This window comes from Paractinoplanes maris (genome assembly GCF_023544465.1).
Lineage (GTDB): Bacteria > Actinomycetota > Actinomycetes > Mycobacteriales > Micromonosporaceae > Actinoplanes > Actinoplanes maris.
Genome location: NZ_JALPVL010000015.1, coordinates 243125 through 259012 on the forward strand (window position 1 = coordinate 243125; position 15888 = coordinate 259012).

Sequence of the window (15888 nt, forward strand, 5' to 3'; positions counted from 1 at the left end):
GCGGCTCCTTCGTCGATGTCGTGATCCAGATGGCGAGTCCCCCCCATTCGCGTCCCGAAACGGGCCGGGACGCCGCGGTCGTGGTTACACTTGCGGGCATCTGACCGATCCGCCCTGTGTCCGCGGAGCTGTTGTCATGGAGATGACGCATGCCCCAGGACCACATTGGCCACACCATGCCGTCGCGGCCGGTCGACATCTACGACGACCTCGACCACCTCGCCGAGCAGTATGTTCTCGACCGTGCGGGTCTGTCGCCGGCTCAGGCCGCGCGCCTGCGCGACGAGACGATCCGCCGTCTGCTCCCGTTCGCCGGGCGGCTGGCGGGCCGCTACCGCCACGGCCGTGAGCCGGCCGACGACCTCGAGCAGGTGGCCCGCCTCGGGCTGATCAAGGCGGTCGACCGGTACGACCCGGATAACGGCTCGTTCACCGCGTACGCGGTCAGCACCATCATCGGCGAGCTGAAGCGGTACTTCCGCGATCACAGCTGGGGCTTGCAGGTGCCGCGCCGCCTGCAGGACCTCTCCCGGGTGATCACCCGGGCCGGCGACGAGCTCACGGCCGAACTGCGCCGGCCACCCACCCGGGCCGAGCTCGCCGTGCGCTGCGGCGTCAGCGAGGACGACGTCGAGGAGGCCCGCCGGTCCCGCGAGGGCTACCGGCCCGTGTCCCTCAGCCTGCCGGTCGGTGAGGGCGGCGGTGAGCTCGGCGACCTGCTCGGCGGAAGCGATCACACCTTGGACCTGGTGCCCGAGCAGGTGACCCTGCGCCGGCTGCTCGACCAGTTACCGGCCCGGGAGCGCCGCATCCTGCTGGAACGCTTCTATGGCAACCGCACCCAGCTCGAGATCGCCGGCGACCTCGGCATCTCGCAGATGCACGTGTCCCGGCTGCTCAACCGCACCTTGGCCTGGTTGCGAGCCGGCATGCTGACCGAGGAGACGCCGGCCTGGCCCGCGGAGAGCACGGACACGGCCGAGACGAACCCGGTCGTCACCGTCCGGCGCGAGCCGGCCGGCCTGCGGGTGATCCTGGTCGGCGAGGTGGACCAGGACAACGGTCCCCGCCTGCGCGAGGTGCTGCTCCGCCTGGTGCGGCGGGCGCCGGCGGGCTCCCGGCTGGCGATCGACCTGGGCGGGGTTCCCTTGCTGGCCGCGGCCGGGGTGGCGGCCCTGCTCGCCGTGTACGAGGCGGGCCGCGGGCGCCGGGTCGAGGTCACCGCGGTGAATCTGCAACCGTTCGTCCGGCGGATCGCCGCCGTCTCGGGCCTGGGTGTGCTGTTGCGGCCCGACGTCCGGCCCCCCACCGAATCGGTTGTTTCGCCGGACGGGCGGTGGGCATGCGCCGCCACCGCACATCGGGCCGCCGGGCCCGAACGCGAGGCAGAACCCCACTCGGCAGCCGGCCCGGTCACCACCGGGTCGCGTCGCCGTGCGCGGAAGCCGGCGTGAGCGGAAGCCGAAGGGAATCGCCGTGCCCGTCCACTGTCTCCCCCTCGCCGATCGCACCCTCCCGTCCCTCCAGCACCGGCTGGCCGTGCCCGTCTACGACCGGGCCGCGCTCACGCCCGCCGTGGTGCACCTCGGAGTAGGCGGGTTCCACCGCGCACATCAGGCGGTGTACCTGGACGACCTGGCCCGGCTGGGCAACAGCGACTGGGGTGAGATCGGCGTCGGGCTGCGCTCGACCACCATGCGAGACGCCCTCGGCCCCCAGGACGGCCTGTTCACCGTGGTCGAGCGGGACGGTCGCGGCGACACCGGACGGGTCGTCGGGTCCATGGTCGGCTACCGGTATGCCCCGGACGATCCCGAGGCGGTGCTGCGCACGCTGGCCGACCGGCGAGTCCGGCTGATCACCCTCACGATCACCGGTGACGGTTACCGCCGGCCGGCCGGGCCGGCGAGCGCGGCGTGGTATCTGGTCGAGGCGTTGAGCCGGCGGCGGCAGGCCGGGCTGGCCGGATTCACCGTGCTCTCGTGCGACAACGTCGACGACAACGGTGCTGCCGCCCGCGCCATGGTGCTCGAGCTGGCCGCGGCCCGTGACCGGCGCCTGGCCCGCTGGATCGACGCGCACGTCTCGTTCCCGGCCTCGATGGTCGACCGGATCACTCCGGGCAGCGACGACGCCGCCCGGGAGCTGGTGGCCGCCCGGTTCGGCGTGGCCGACCGGGCCCCGGTGGTCACCGAGCCGTTCCGGCAGTGGGTGGTCGAGGACGACTTCCCGTACGGGCGTCCGCCCCTGGAGCGGGTCGGCGTGCAGTTCGTGCCGGATGTGACCCCGTACAAGTTGATGAAGACCCGGCTGCTCAACGCCGGCCACAGCGCCTTGGGTTACCTCGGCTGCCTGACCGGCGACTACCGCACCAGCAGCGAGGCCATGGCCAATCCGGTCGTCGCCGACTACCTCGCCGTGCTGTTCAGCGAGGAGATCGCGCCGCTGTTGCCGGCCGTGCCCGGCGTCGATCTGGCCGGCTACCAGACAACCGTGCTGCGCCGCTTCGCCAACCCCGCGATCAGCGATCAGCTGGCCCGGCTGTGCGGGCGGGGTTCGACCAAGATGCCCGCCTACCTGCTGCCCACGCTGGCCGAGGCTCGCCGGCAGGGCCGGTCCACGCCGCTGCTGGCCCTCGCCGTGGCTGCCTGGTTCTGTTATCTGCGCGGGTACGACCTCAACGGCTCGCCGCTCGAGGTGCGTGACCGCCTGGCCGACGAGCTGCGGGCGCTGGCCCGCGCCGGCGGCACCGATCCCCGTCCGCTGCTGGCCCGCAGCGGTCTGTTCGGCGCGCTGGGCGACGACCCGGAGCTCGTCGCGGCGATCGGGTGCGCCCTGCACGACCTTGAGATGTACGGACCGGCCGCCACCGTCTGCGACTACCTGGCCACGATGCTGCTGTCGGAACCGGCCGTTTGACCGGCCGGCCGGTGGGAAGGCGACGCCATGACCACCGCATCGATTCTGGGGTCCACCATGGACTCCGCGCCGGTCCGCCTCGTCGCGCCCGCCGATCCGGCGCCCGTCCGGCGCCGGACCCTGCTCGGCTACCTGCTCGTGCCGCGCCCCAAGGACCTCTTCAAGGCGCTGCTGATGCCCCTCACCTTCGGGCTGGCCGCCCTGGCGACCGGCGGGGTGGACCTGACGACGGTGCTTCGCGCCGCCGTCGTCCTGGCCGCGCTGGAGTTGCTGATCTATCCGGCCCGCTATCAGTGGAACGACATCCGGGGGTTCGCCGCCGACCAGCGTCATCCGGCTGAGGCCGCGCGCGGGCGCCTGCCCGGGCCGTTGGAGCGGGCCCGGCCCAACATCGCCGCCAGTGCCGCCGTCGCGGGGCTCCGGCTGCTGGTGGCCGCGGCCCTGCCGGTGCTGCTGCCGGGGCTGGGCCTGGGTCCGTTCATCGGGTGGATGGTGCTCGGCGTCTTCGGGGTGGCCGTGGCGTACGAGGCGCTGCGCGCGGCCGGCACGGGGCGTTCGGGCCAGGTGCCGGCGCCGGTCCGGCCGGCCATCGTGCTGTTGTGGATCATCGTGGGTGCCGGGTACGTCGTCCGGGGTCTGACCGGGCTGGCGCTGGTGATCGACCTGCCGCGGGCGCCCGCGGTCGGGGTGGCGGCCGGCGTGACGCTGTGGGCGTACGGGGTGGCGTTCGTGACGAGCCGGTGGGCGATCGAGTCGACGGCGCACGGGCGGCTGCGGGACGGCCGCCTGACCTGGTCCTGTGAAGCCGGGCAGGCTCGCGAGCACCTGCTGGCCCTGGTGCGCTGGGTCCCCGGGCGGGTGGACCCGCGGCACTTCGACGGCCCGGCCGACGGCTCGGTCACCGGGTGGCGCGCCCTGCGCGGCCGGACCGCGCTCACCGCCCCGTGGAACCTGGCCGCGGTCGTCGCCGGGGCGGGCGCCGCCCTCACCGGGCGCCTGCTGAGCGGACCGGTGTCCATGATGGAGGGCAGCGTCGTGGCGTTGACGGGCGGGCTCGCGACGCTGGCCACCGTTGCCGTCGCGCGCCACCGGGTGCCGATCGCGGCGGCCGGCGCCGCTGTCCTGGCTGTCATCCTCGGGTTCGAGCCGGTGGCCGCGGTTCTGCCCTGGGTGGTGGTGATGAGCGCCTGTCTGCGGTGCGTCAGCGGCTCGTTGAGCACCATGGGCGCCCTCGGCGACCGCCTGCGCTCGCGGGTCGGCGATGCCCTGTCCCCGCTGGTCCGGGCCGTGCTGGGCCGGGAGACCTGGGCCGCCCTGACCGGGGCGGAGCAGGTTCGTGGCTGACCTCGAGGAGCTGCTCGGCGTCGCCCGCCGGGCCGCGCTGGCCGGCGCCCAGGTCGCCCTTGACTGGCGGTCGCGGGCGAGCCGCCTGCGCGTCGAGGAGAAGGCCGGCCCGGCCGACCTGGTGAGCCAGGCCGACCGGGACGCCGAGGAGGCGATCCGGGCCGTGCTGGCGGAATGCCGCCCGGACGACGGCGTGCTCGGCGAGGAGTCCGGCACCGCTCCGGGCCGGTCGGGGGTGCACTGGCTCGTCGATCCGATCGACGGCACCACCAGCTATCTGTACGACCGGGAGGACTGGTCGGTCAGCGTCGCCGCCTGTGCGACCTCGGGCCGCCGGTTGCTCGCCGGTGTGGTGGCCGAGCCGGTGCTGCACCGGATCACCGAGGCGTGCGACGGTGGCGGCACGCGCACCGATCAGGCACCGGCCGGTGTCCGGAGGGAGCAGGACCTCTCCCGGGCACTGGTCGAGGTGAACCTGGGGCGTCCCGACCAGCGCCCGCGGGCGGCCGACATGGTCGCCGTCCTGACGCCGCGGGTGCGGGACCTGCGGCGTGGCGGCAGTGCGGCGGCCGCGCTGGCCCGGGTGGCCGGGGGCCGCGCGGACGCGGCCTGGTTGCCCGGCCTGCAACCCTGGGACTTCGCGGCCGGCGTCCTGCTGGTGCGGGAGGCCGGGGGAGTGGTGGGCGACCTGGACGGCCGGTCGGACGGCACCTGGCCGCGCAGCGGGGACATCCTGGCCGCTCCCGAAGAACTCTTCGAGCCGCTGCGCGACCTGCTGTCGGCCGCCTATCGCACCACTACTTGAGCCCCGACGACGACACGGACTGCGTGAAGTACCGCTGGAAGAACAGCAGGATCAGCAGCGGTACGAGCGCGGTCAGCACAGCCCCGGCGAAGATCGCGCCGAAGTCGACCCCCTGCTGGCCCGCGAACTGGGCGATGGCCACGGGCGCGACCGTCATCTCGGGATCGGGCGCGATCAGCAGCGGCCACAGGTACGCCTGCCACTGGAAGACGAACAGGATCAGGCCGGCCCCGATCAGCGCGGGCCGCGACAGCGGCAGATAGATCCGCCAGAACACGCCCCACCACCCCAGACCCTCGACCCGCGCGGCCTCGGCCAGGTCGACCGGCACGCCGAGGAAGAAGCCGCGCAGCAGGAAGACCGCGAAACCGTTGCCGACGCCCGGCAGCACCAGGGCCAGGTACGTGTTCTCCAGGTGCGCGTCGCGAAAGATCGACATGAGCGGGATGGCGATCGCGTCGAACGGGATCAGGAACGACACCACCATCACCGCGAAGACGACGCCGCGCCCGGGGAAGTGGAGCACGGCCAGGGCGAACGCCGCGGTCGCGCAGATGGCCAGCCCGATCACCAGCGTGGCCACGGTGACAACGGTCGAGTTGAGCAGCGCCCGGCCGAACTCCGCGTCGAACAACCGGTCGAAGTTGCCGATCGTGAGCCCGCGCGGCAGCAGCGTCCAGAGCGACACCGGCGAGAGCGTCGCGAACGTCTCGCGTTGCGGCCGCAGCGCGCTGACCGCCGCCCACCACAGGGGCAGGACGAACAGCACCGCGATGACCGAACCCAGCACGACCATGCCCAGCCGGGGCCGTTGCCTCGGGCGGCCCGGTCCGGCCGGGGCCGGCACTGCTCCGGGGTTGCTGCCGGTCGGCGGCCGTCGTTGCGTCTGGGTGGACACTCAGTCACTTCCTTTCGACAGCAACCGGAACTGGACGAGCACGATGGCCAGGGCGATGACCGCGACGATCACGGTTCCGGCCGCCGCGGCGCCCGCGTCCGCCCGGACGTAGGCGCGTTCGAAGACGTTGTTCATGATCAGATCGGTCCGGCCGTTCGGCCCCCCGCCGGTCAGGATCTGCACCGGGGCGAAGACCAGCAGATTCGAGATGGTGTCGGCCACCAGCACGAAAGCGAGCTGCCGGCGCAGCTGGGGGAGGGTGATGCCGCGGAACCGGGCCCACCGGCCGGCGCCGTCGAGCGACGCCGCCTCGTACAGGGTGGGGTCGATCTCCTTGAGACCGGCGATCAGGAACATCATCCAGTAGCCGACCCCGATCCACGAGACGACCACGATGATCGAGGCCAGTGCCTGTCCGGGCGAGGTCAGGAAGCCCTGCGGCGCGATGCCCAGCCGGGCCAGCACCCCGTTGAGCGGCCCGTCCGGCCGGAACGCGACGGCCCAGATGACAGCCGACACGCTCTGCGGGATGGCGACGGGCAGGAACACCAGGGTCCGCATGAGGCCGGCGCCGCGGATCCGCTCGTTGAACAGGACGGCCAGCGCGAGCGCCACCGCGATCTGCAGCGGGTTGACGATGATCCCGAACAGCAGGGTGATCTTCAGCGAGTTGAGGAACGCCGGGTCGTCGAGCAGCGTGCGGTACTGCTCGACGCCCACCCAGTGCGTCGGCTCGACGCCCAGGGCCGTGCTGCGCAGGCTGTCCCACACCGCCTTGGCCGTGGGCCACAAACGCAGCAGCACGGCTGCCAGCAGGGCCGGCAGCAGAAAGGTCAGCGCGATCGGCAGGTCACCCAGCCGCCGGCTGGTCCTGGTGGGCACGGTGCTCATTTGGTGCGGTACTTGGCCAGGTCGCGATCCAGTTCCTGACCAGCCTGGGTCAGCCGCGTGGTCGCGTCGGTGCCGTTGCGGATGTCGGCGAACGCCTTGTTCATCACCGACTCGAAGTCGACGAACCCGGTGGTGATCGGCCGGGACACCGCGGTGGCGCCCAGCGACTGCTCGATGATGTCGGCGATCTGCTGGTACCGCTCGCCCTTGGCCCCGAGGTTCTTGAGGTAGGTCTGGAAGGCTTCCTTCTGGACCGGGATGTTGTTGCTGGTGGTCGCGGTGGCACCGGCCGCGTCGATGGTCATGTAGCTGAGGAACTTCTTGGCCGCGTCCTTGCTGTCGGAGAACGGGCTGATCCCGGTCGACCAGGAGTCGGTCGAGGTGGCCGGCTTGCCCGGGGCGAACCGGGGGAACGGCGCGACGCCGTAGTCGACGCTCTTCTCCTTGTCGAACGCGGCGGCGTTCCACGGCCCGCCGGCGAAGAACGCGGTGCCGCCGGTGGCGAACAACCCGGGCGTCTGCTCCGGGTTGATGCCCCGCGGCGCCACCCCGCTCTGGAAGATGTCGTGATACCAGGTGAAGGCCCGGGTCCAGCCCGCGTTGGTCACATCCGGCTGGAGCAGGTCGGCTCCGCTGAGGCCGGGGCCGCCGCCGAGCGACTCGGCCAGCGGCTGCAGCTGGTAGTAGCGGTCGACCTGGTCGAAGATCAGCCCGTACTTGGCTCCGGCGTCCTGGGCCTTCTTGCCGTCCGCGGTCACCTGCTCCCACGTGATGGGCTGGGCCGGGTCGCTGCTGGGCGCCGCGACCTTGGCCTTGGCCAGCAGGTCCTTGTTGAAGTAGAGCAGCTGGGTGGAGGTCCAGCGCGGCATGGCGTACTGCTTGCCGTCGTACGAGGTGATCTTGAGGGCGTTGGGGTCGATCTTGCCCTCGGCCTGGCCGCGCAGGTCGTCGAGCGGCTCCAGGAAGCCGCGCGAGGCGAATGCGGCCAGGCGCGGCTCGTCCACGTCGTACAGGTCGATGTCGGCGTCCTTGGCGCCCAGCCGGGACTGGACCGTCGAGTTGAGGTCGTCGAACGGCACGGCCTGCTGCTTGATCTTGATTGTCGGGTTGGCCTTCTCGAAGGCGGCGATGACCTTGTCGAAGGTCCCCGGGTCCTGCGCGTTGACGAAGGTCAGCGTGGTGTTCCCGCCGGCGTCCTGGCCGGAGTCGTCACCACCGTCGCCACAGCCGGCCGCGGCGAGGGAGAGTATCGCCGCGGCAGTCAGCGCGAACGTCCGATTCTGATGCATTCGTGAGCCCTTCAGAGTGAGTAGACGTGGTTGAGGAAGAATTCGATGAACGCCACGCTGTCCACCTCGGTGGCCACCATGCAGTTCGGCTCGGGCGGGTTGCGCGAGGTCAGGAGGTCGGCCACGGTCACCCCGCGGGTGATGTCGCTGCAGATCTCGACCTCCACCCGGGCCGGCCGCCAGGTCACCAGGCCCGGCTTGCTCACCACGGCCACGGCCAGCGGGTCGTGCATGGGAGCGGTGCAGAACTCGCGGCCCGGATAGGCCTCGCGCAGGTAGTCGATCCAGGCGTGGGCGCACTGACCGGCGTACGAGGCGAACGGCCGGCCGGTGGCCGTGAGCCGGTCGGCGTCGGCCCGGTTCAGCTCGACCTGCAGGGTCACGTCGAGCCCGAGGAACCGCAGCGGTGCCCCGCTGTTGAGCACGATGGCCGCGGCCTCGGGGTCGATCCAGATGTTGAACTCGCCCGGCATGGCCAGCATGCTCGTGGTCCGCAGGAACGCGCCGCCCATGATGATGATCTCTTTGACCGCGGTCGCCACGTCGGGCTCCAGCGCCAGCGCTAGGGCCACATTGGTCAGCGGGCCGATCGCCACGATGGTGATCTCGCCCGGGTTGGCGCAGACGAGGTCGACGATGGCGGTGGCCGCGCGCCCCGGAGCCGGCTTGAGCGGGGTCAGATGCTCGCGGACGTCGGCCACCCGATCGCGGGCCGGGTGGTCGTGCAGCGGCCGGCGCAGCGGTCGGGCGGCTCCACGGACGACGGGTATGTCCGGCCGGCCCAGGCGGTCGAGCAGGTGCAGGGCCAGGGCGGTGGAGGTGTCGACGTCGATGTTGCCGTTCACCGTGGTGACCAGCTCCAACTGCTGATCGGTCACGTCGACCGTGAGCGCCATGGCGAAGCCGTCGTCGATGTCCGAGCCGGGCGCGCCCATGGCGACATCGGTGTCCAGGATGAGTCGGTGCACCATCGCCCGGCCTTCCCGATCCCGGACGCGGGAAACACCGGATTGCCGGGCGTCGGCCGCCCGGCAATCCTGGTCACGTGGAGTTAGCCGACGACCCGCGTCTTCGGGGTGTCGCCGGGCAGGCCGCCCGAGTCCGACTCGAACAGCGGCACCGGCGTCTCCGATGTCGACCCGTTCTTCCCGTACGCCGTGACGTGCGCCTCGGCGCTCGGCGGGACCGGCACGGTGGCCGCCCCGGTCTCGTCCAGCGTGAGCGGCACGGCCGCCGCCGCCCCGATCCGCAGGGTCACCTTGTCCGCCCCGGCCGGCGCGGTCACCACCACCTGGTCGGTGCGGTTGTCGTTACCGTCGGCGCGCAGCCGCCAGGCGATCGGCCGCTCCGCCGCACCCTTCACGGGCAGCAGCAGCCGCAGGTCCTGGCGGTACGAGTCGGCCGAACCGTGGAGCGCGTAAGCGAGCACCCCGCCGCCCCTGGGCTGGATCGTGAACAGCGCCGCCGGCTGCCCGTTCACCGTTCCGGTCCAGCGGACGGTGACCGCCGTGCCGGCCGCGGTGACCCGGGCGTCGCGGATGGCGCCGGAGACCCAGGCCCGCAACGTGGCCCGGTCGAACGTCCGGTCGCCGAGGGCCGCCGCGACGGTCGCCTCGCTGACGTCCTGCGGGGCGACGTCGGAGTTGCTCGCCCACCCGCCGCCCGCGCCGCCCTCGTAGATGACGTCCGCGCCCAGCGTGACGGTGGCCTTGACCTCGGGCGGGATCGGCGACGGGGGCAGGATCATCTCGGCCAGCCCGGTGCCGGCCGGCTGCGGCCGGGCCGGGCCGTGCTCGACGGTGCCCTCGGGCGTGTAGCGGAAGCCCTGGCTCACCGAGACGGTGGACCCGGGGGGACCGACCACTACCAGGGTGCCCGGCTTGTCGGAGGTCGTCCCGCCGTAGGTCACCACGGCGTCGCCGCCGTCGACCCGCCCGCTTTCGGTGAGCTTCGCGGCCGGGGCGCCCGCCTCACCGGCGTACCAGATCAGGGCCTTGTCCTCCAGGAAGCCGAACCGCAACGGCACCAGCGCGAGCACGAGCCGCTCGGAGCCGACGTCGGCCGCGTACACGAACTTGATCGCCTTGCGGTCGGCGATGCGCCAGGTCTCGCCCGGGTCCTGAACGTCCTGCATGCTCTGCCGTACGCCGTCGAGCAGGGCTTTGTCACCGGCCAGCGACCCGCGGACCGGCCCGTCGCCCAGCACCGTGGTGAAGCCGGCGACCTGGATGCCGGGCGCCCAGCCGGGCAGCGGCACGAAGCCCGCCTGCACGCCGGCCGCCGCGGCCACCAGCACGGCCACTCCGGCGACACCCGCGCGCCGCTTGTTCCGGTGATGGCGTTCGCGGCGCTCGAAACCCGCCCACGCGTCGCCACCGACGTCCAGCATCTCGGCCTCGGCCGCGAGCACGTTCTTCAGCACTGACTCGGTGTCCATGGTCATGCCCGGGTCCTTTCCGGTACGGGATTGAGGTGCGCGCGAAGCCGGTCGAGCCCCCGCGAGGCCTGGCTCTTGACGGTGCCGACCGAGCACCCCATCAGATCGGCCACCTCCGCCTCGCCCAGGTCGGCGAAGTAGCGCAGCACGAGCACCGCGCGCATCCGCGGCGGCAGCCGGCGCAACGCCGCGACCACCTGCTGCCGCTGCTCGATCGACCCGTACGCGTCGGCCGCGGGGGAGTCGGTGACCAGAAGCGGCACCTCGCTGACCCGGCGACGCCGGCGCCACGAGGTGGCGGTGTTCACCATCGCCTTGCGCACGTAGGCGACCGGCGCCTCCATCTGGGAGACCCGTCCCCATTTGCGGTGGGTCTTCTCCAGTGCCGCCTGAACCAGATCCTCGGCGTGGCCGCGGTCGCCGGTCAGCAGATAGGCCACCCGCACGAGCGGCCCCCACTGCTGCTCGACGAAGGCGCGGAAGGAGTCCTCCGCCGGTGAATGTGTCGACATGCTGCGCTCAACGCCTCCCGGGCCGGAAAAGGTTGAGTCCTTTGTGGATTGCTCCGCCGAGCGGCCGGCTGCTCAGGAGAACCGGTGTACTTGGGTCGTTTGATCGGACAGGGCGGTATCCGGTATGTGACGAAGACGTTACGGTGGGGAGGTGCCACCGGCGAGCTGTCCGGTGGCACAGACGAGTCGTGACCTGGCTGGATCGAAGTTCTTCGCGACGACGACCCATCCGATGGCATGGATGCGCCGAATAGACACGCAGGAGTACACAGGAAAAAGCTTTCCGGGGTGCCTGCCGGATCCACGATCCGGGCACGGGTGCTGGCGTCCATCGGTGAGGTGGTGTGATGATCCGAGTCGCGGTGGCCAGAGACGAAGGATATTTCGGTGTCCCGGTCCGGGCCCTGCTCGAGCCCAGCCCCGACCTGCATTTCATCGGCACGCTGCCCTTCGGGCTCGACCTGCCCCAGGTGGCGGCCGAGATGTGGCCCGGCGTGATCGTGATAGACACGCAATACATGGTGAGCCAGGTGCTGCCGGTCGCCAATGCCGTGCGTTCGACGAACCCGTCGTGCGCGCTGCTGCTGCTCTGTGATCCCACCAAGAGGGGCATGCTGCCGCCGCGACATCGGTCCGGCCCGCTCAGCTTCCTGCCGGTGGACGCCTCGGCGGCGTTGCTGGCCGACTCGGTCCGCCGGCTCGCGGGCGGCGAGCGCGTGGTGTCGGCGCGGCTGCAGACCGCCTCGCTGCTGGCCGACAAGGGTCTGAGCACGCGCGAGCTCGAGGTGCTGGGCCTGGCGGCCGAGGGCGAGCCGGTGAAGGAGATCGCCAAGCGGCTGTTCCTCTCCGGCGGCACGGTCCGCAACTACCTCTCGGCGATCATCTCGAAGACCGGCGCCCGCAACCGCCTCGACGCGATCCGGATCGCCCGCAAGGACGGGTGGCTGCGGTAGGTAGTCTTGGTCCGGTGCCAACCGGTCTCGAGGTCCCCGCGCTGCCGGTCATGATTCCGCTCGGGGTGGGTCTGATGATCGCGGCGGCGGTGGTCCTGCGCCGCCGTGGGGAGTGGGCCCGGGGCCGGTTCGTCGCCCTGTCGCTCGCGGGGTGGTATGCGGTGGCCGTCCTCGGCGCGACGATGTTGCCGATGAGACTGAGCTGGGGTGCCGGCGCCGGTGAGCCCGAGCTCTTCCGCATTCTGCTGATCCCGTTCGTGACCATGCAGCCCAGCGACTTCGTGCTCAACGTCGGCATGACGCTGCCCCTGGCGGCCGCGCTGCACGTCGTCTTCGGGGTGCGCGACCGCAAGCGGGTCGTGCTGACCGGTTTCCTGCTCAGCCTGGTCATCGAGACCACGCAGCTGATGATGCTCCTGCTGCACGGCAGCCGGTGGCCCGACACCAACGATCTCATCGCGAACACGCTCGGGGCCTGGCTGGGCTGGCTCGCCTTCCAGCGGCTGCTCACGATTCCCGCCGTCCGCCGGGCCGCGGAGCCTCGTCAGGCCGAGCCGGCGGTCCGTTCGTAGAGCTCGCCGACCTCGGCGGCGACCCGCCCGGCGTCGTACCGGTCGCCGGCCGACCTCGCGGCCAGCCGGCCGCCGGACCGCTCGGCCAGGCAGAGCACTTCGGCTCGCAACCCGCGCGGCAGCGACTCGGGATCGTGGGCGGTCAGGCGCCGCGCACCGTCGACGTCCATCCCGTCCAGCGGCGCGCAGGTGGCATAGAGCGCGGGCAGCCCGGCGGCGATCGCCTCGAGGACGGCCAGCCCGGAGGTCTCGCGGCCCGGTGACACAAAGACGTCCATCGCGCACAGCATCTCGCGGGCGTGCCGCACCGGACCGGCGAACAGCACCCGGTCGGTCACCCCCTCGATGGCCGCGAGCCGTTCCAGGGCGTGCCGGGACGAGCCGGTGCCGACGAGCAGCAGGATCGCGCCGGGCACCTCGCCGACCGCCCGGATCAGCGTGTCGAACCGCTTGCCGGGTTCGAGCCGGCCGATCCCGCCGATCACCGGAGTGCCCGGCGCGATCTGCAACCGGGCCCGGGCCGCGGCTCGCACGGTGGGGTCGAAGCGGAACTCGGTGAGGTCGAGTCCCTTGGGTACGACGGCCAGGCGCTCGTCGGGCACGCCCCACCGGCGCAGGCGGTCGGCGATGGCCGCCGACACCGCGATGGTGACCTGGCCCAGGCGCTCGCCGGCCCGATAGAACAGGGCGGAGTGGCGGCTGTCGTCGACGTGATACTCGGTGGCGACGACCCGCGCGACCCCGGCCAGCCAGGCCGCCGGCCGGCCCTGCGCGCTCGCCCGGAACAGGTGGGTGTGGACCACGTCGAATCCACCGCGACGGGCGAGCCGGCGCAACCGGCGGATCGCCCCCGGGTCCACATCGCGATTGCTGATCAGTTGGTGCACGGTCGTGCCGCCGGCCCGCAGCGCGTCGAGGACCGGCCCGGGCGGCGACAGCGTGACCACCTCGCTCTCCTGCGGCAGGTGGCGGATCAGGAGACGCAGCTGGTGCTCGGTTCCGTCGCCGGCCCGGGCGCTGATCACATGCAGCACCCGTGCCATTCTTCCCACTTTCACCGTGTCATTGTCGGTAATCCGATTGCCTGCTCTGAATGGGACGCTCGCAGATCCGGCCATTGCCGGACAGTTGCAAATGTCATGTTGAATCTGAGAGATATTCACGTCTCTGACGAGGGATGTGGGCTGGTCAGGTGCGGTGTGGCACTAACGTGAGAAGTTCTCACAAGCGGCATGACAATAGGCACTGTATTCGCCTGAAGGCTCCTGGCACTCTCGATGCCGCAGGGTGATGAAAGCGCTTCGGATCATATTCGGCAATTTCCTGACGCCCATTCCTTGCCTGCTGAAGAAAGTACCCGGGTGCGCTCAAGGAGGAAAGCATGCAGCTGCGGAGTGCGGCGCCCCCCGAGGACACCGACGCGGGGATCCGATGGCCGGGCACCCCACTGATCCGGACGATCCTCTTCGGCCGTTCCGCCCGGGCCGGCGTCGACGCGCTCGCCCTGGCCGCCGCCCTGCTGATCGCCACGGTGCTGCGCCACGACGGTGATCTCGCCGAGGTCCACCTCACCGGGGTGCTCGCCCTCGCCGCGGTCGGGGCCGTCGTCCAGACTGCCGTCGGGCTGCGCTTCGGCCTCTACACCGGGCGATGGGCGTACGGCTGCTTCGAGGAGATCCTGGCGCTGGCCAAGACCGTGGCGGTCACCACACCGGTCCTGTTCGTCCTCGACACGCTGCTCGGCCGGCTCGTGCCCCGGTCGGCCATCATCGCGGCCGGCCTGATCGCGCTCGTTCTCGCCGCGGGTGCGCGTTATTCCGTACGGCTGACCCGCGACCAGCGGCTTCGGCCCTCACCGGCCGAGGGCGGCCGCGTCGTCGTGATGGGTGCCGGTGAGGGGGCCACCCAGGTCGTCCGGGCCATGCTGCGCGACCCGGCCAGCCCCTACGTCCCGGTCGCGCTGCTCGACGACGACCCGGCCAAGCGCACCCTGCAGATCATGGGCGTGCCGGTGGCCGGCACCCGGCACGCGCTGGCCCAGGTGGTCAGCCGGTTCGAGGCCGACGTCGTGCTCATCGCCATCCCCAGCGCCGGTGCCGAGCTGGTGCGCGAGCTGACCGAGCTGGCCGGCCCGGCCGGCGTCGAGGTCAAGGTCGTCCCGCCGGTGGTCGAGCTGTTCGGCCGCACGGTCAGCGTCGGCGACATCCGCCCGGTCACCCACGCCGACCTGCTCGGCCGGCGCGAGATCGGTATCGACCTGGCGGCGATCGCCGGCTACCTCGCCGGCCGCCGGGTGCTGGTGACCGGGGCCGGCGGCTCGATCGGCTCGGAGCTGTGCCGCCAGGTGATGCGGTTCTCGCCGGCCGCCCTGGTGATGCTCGACCGCGACGAGTCGGGCCTGCACGCCGTCCAGCTCTCGATGGACGGCCGTGGCCTGCTCGACGACCGCAACCTGGTCGTGGCCGACATCCGCGACCAGCAACGCCTCGACGAGGTCTTCGCCGAGCACCGGCCGCAGGTGGTGTTCCACGCCGCCGCGCTCAAGCACCTGCCGCTGCTCGAGATGCACCCGTCCGAGGCGCTCAAGACCAACATCCTCGGGACCTACCAGATCCTGCAGACCGCGCTCCGGCACGGCGTCGAGCGGCTGGTCAACATCTCGACCGACAAGGCGGCCGACCCGGGCAGCGTGCTCGGCTACTCCAAGCGCATCACCGAACGGCTCACCGCCGCGGCCGACCAGGCCGGCGACGGCACGTTCTGCAGCGTCCGGTTCGGCAACGTGCTCGGCAGCCGCGGCTCGGTGCTCACCGCGTTCGCCGCCCAGGTCGAGTCGGGCGGCCCGATCACCGTGACCCACCCCGAGGTCTCGCGCTACTTCATGACCGTCCAGGAAGCCGTACGGCTGGTCGTGCAGGCCGGTGCGCTCGACAGCGCGGGCGAGGTGCTGGTGCTCGACATGGGCGAGCCGGTGCGCATCGCCGATGTCGCCCGTCGGCTGGCCGACGCCGCCGAGCGGCCCATCCCGATCGTCTACACCGGGCTGCGACCCGGCGAAAAAATGCACGAGAGCCTGTTCGGCGCGAACGAGCCCGACCTGCGCCCCAACCACCCGCTGATCTCGCAGGTGCCGGTGCCGCCGCTCGACGGGGCCGCGCTCTCCCTGCTCATCCCGACGGCGTCGCGGCCCGAGCTGACCGCTGTCATGCGCTGGCTCGCCGAGAGCCCGGCGTTGTCCGTCGCCCGTCAGTTCCTGAAAGCCAGCTAA

14 protein-coding genes are annotated in these 15888 nt (G+C 71.9%); 7 read left to right on the forward strand and 7 right to left on the reverse strand.

Going from position 1 to position 15888, the window contains the following annotated elements; genetic code table 11:
* The first annotated feature begins 149 nt into the window (after window positions 1-149).
* From NAG42_RS37720 to NAG42_RS37735, 4 genes are read left to right on the forward strand one after another with little or no spacing between them, the layout of a single operon-like run.
* Window positions 150-1454, forward strand: a complete 1305-nt coding sequence (locus tag NAG42_RS37720) for a sigma-70 family RNA polymerase sigma factor (RefSeq protein WP_250037131.1) — start codon at window positions 150-152, stop codon at window positions 1452-1454.
* 22 nt (window positions 1455-1476) lie between these two features.
* Entirely contained in the window at window positions 1477-2919 is a 1443-nt protein-coding gene (locus tag NAG42_RS37725; RefSeq protein WP_250037132.1) for a mannitol dehydrogenase family protein, read from the forward strand.
* Between the two features lie 27 nt (window positions 2920-2946).
* Window positions 2947-4263: a hypothetical protein gene (locus NAG42_RS37730; RefSeq protein ID WP_250037133.1), complete on the forward strand. Its 1317-nt coding sequence runs from the start codon at window positions 2947-2949 to the stop codon at window positions 4261-4263.
* Window positions 4256-5068 carry an inositol monophosphatase family protein gene (locus NAG42_RS37735; RefSeq protein ID WP_250037134.1) on the forward strand — a complete coding sequence of 271 codons (813 nt, stop codon included), beginning with the start codon at window positions 4256-4258 and terminating at the stop codon, window positions 5066-5068. The genes NAG42_RS37730 and NAG42_RS37735 overlap by 8 nt, the downstream gene beginning before the upstream one ends.
* On the opposite strand, the gene NAG42_RS37740 is transcribed toward NAG42_RS37735, so the two are convergent.
* The 6 genes from NAG42_RS37740 to NAG42_RS37765 all read right to left on the reverse strand — a co-directional run bounded on the left by NAG42_RS37740 (window position 5061) and on the right by NAG42_RS37765 (window position 11095).
* Window positions 5061-5966, reverse strand: a complete 906-nt coding sequence (locus NAG42_RS37740; RefSeq protein WP_250037135.1) for a carbohydrate ABC transporter permease — start codon at window positions 5964-5966, stop codon at window positions 5061-5063. The two genes, NAG42_RS37735 and NAG42_RS37740, sit on opposite strands and share 8 nt — an antisense overlap.
* The gene (locus NAG42_RS37745; RefSeq protein ID WP_250037136.1) at window positions 5967-6857 is read right to left on the reverse strand and encodes a carbohydrate ABC transporter permease; all 891 of its coding nucleotides are present in this window, start codon (window positions 6855-6857) and stop codon (window positions 5967-5969) included. It abuts the gene before it with no gap.
* Window positions 6854-8146: a sugar ABC transporter substrate-binding protein gene (locus tag NAG42_RS37750; RefSeq protein ID WP_250037137.1), complete on the reverse strand. Its 1293-nt coding sequence runs from the start codon at window positions 8144-8146 to the stop codon at window positions 6854-6856. Before NAG42_RS37750 ends, NAG42_RS37745 begins: the two co-directional genes overlap by 4 nt.
* An 11-nt stretch (window positions 8147-8157) precedes the next feature.
* A complete protein-coding gene (locus NAG42_RS37755) occupies window positions 8158-9117 on the reverse strand; it encodes a nucleoside hydrolase (protein ID WP_250037138.1) in 960 nt (319 codons plus the stop codon).
* Between the two features lie 80 nt (window positions 9118-9197).
* Window positions 9198-10589, reverse strand: a complete 1392-nt coding sequence (locus NAG42_RS37760; protein WP_250037139.1) for a hypothetical protein — start codon at window positions 10587-10589, stop codon at window positions 9198-9200.
* On the reverse strand, window positions 10586-11095 hold the full coding sequence (locus NAG42_RS37765) for a SigE family RNA polymerase sigma factor (protein WP_250037140.1): 510 nt from the start codon (window positions 11093-11095) through the stop codon (window positions 10586-10588). The genes NAG42_RS37760 and NAG42_RS37765 overlap by 4 nt, the downstream gene beginning before the upstream one ends.
* Window positions 11096-11442: 347 nt before the next feature.
* Between NAG42_RS37765 and NAG42_RS37770 the strand changes: the two genes are divergently transcribed.
* Window positions 11443-12048 carry a response regulator transcription factor gene (locus NAG42_RS37770; RefSeq protein WP_250037141.1) on the forward strand — a complete coding sequence of 202 codons (606 nt, stop codon included), beginning with the start codon at window positions 11443-11445 and terminating at the stop codon, window positions 12046-12048.
* 14 nt (window positions 12049-12062) lie between these two features.
* A complete protein-coding gene (locus NAG42_RS37775; RefSeq protein WP_250037142.1) occupies window positions 12063-12620 on the forward strand; it encodes a VanZ family protein in 558 nt (185 codons plus the stop codon).
* Here NAG42_RS37775 and NAG42_RS37780 read toward each other — a convergent pair.
* The gene (locus NAG42_RS37780; RefSeq protein WP_250037143.1) at window positions 12593-13663 is read right to left on the reverse strand and encodes a glycosyltransferase; all 1071 of its coding nucleotides are present in this window, start codon (window positions 13661-13663) and stop codon (window positions 12593-12595) included. The two genes, NAG42_RS37775 and NAG42_RS37780, sit on opposite strands and share 28 nt — an antisense overlap.
* A gap of 338 nt (window positions 13664-14001) precedes the next feature.
* On the opposite strand from NAG42_RS37780, the gene NAG42_RS37785 reads away from it, so the two are divergent.
* Window positions 14002-15888: a nucleoside-diphosphate sugar epimerase/dehydratase gene (locus NAG42_RS37785; RefSeq protein WP_250037144.1), complete on the forward strand. Its 1887-nt coding sequence runs from the start codon at window positions 14002-14004 to the stop codon at window positions 15886-15888.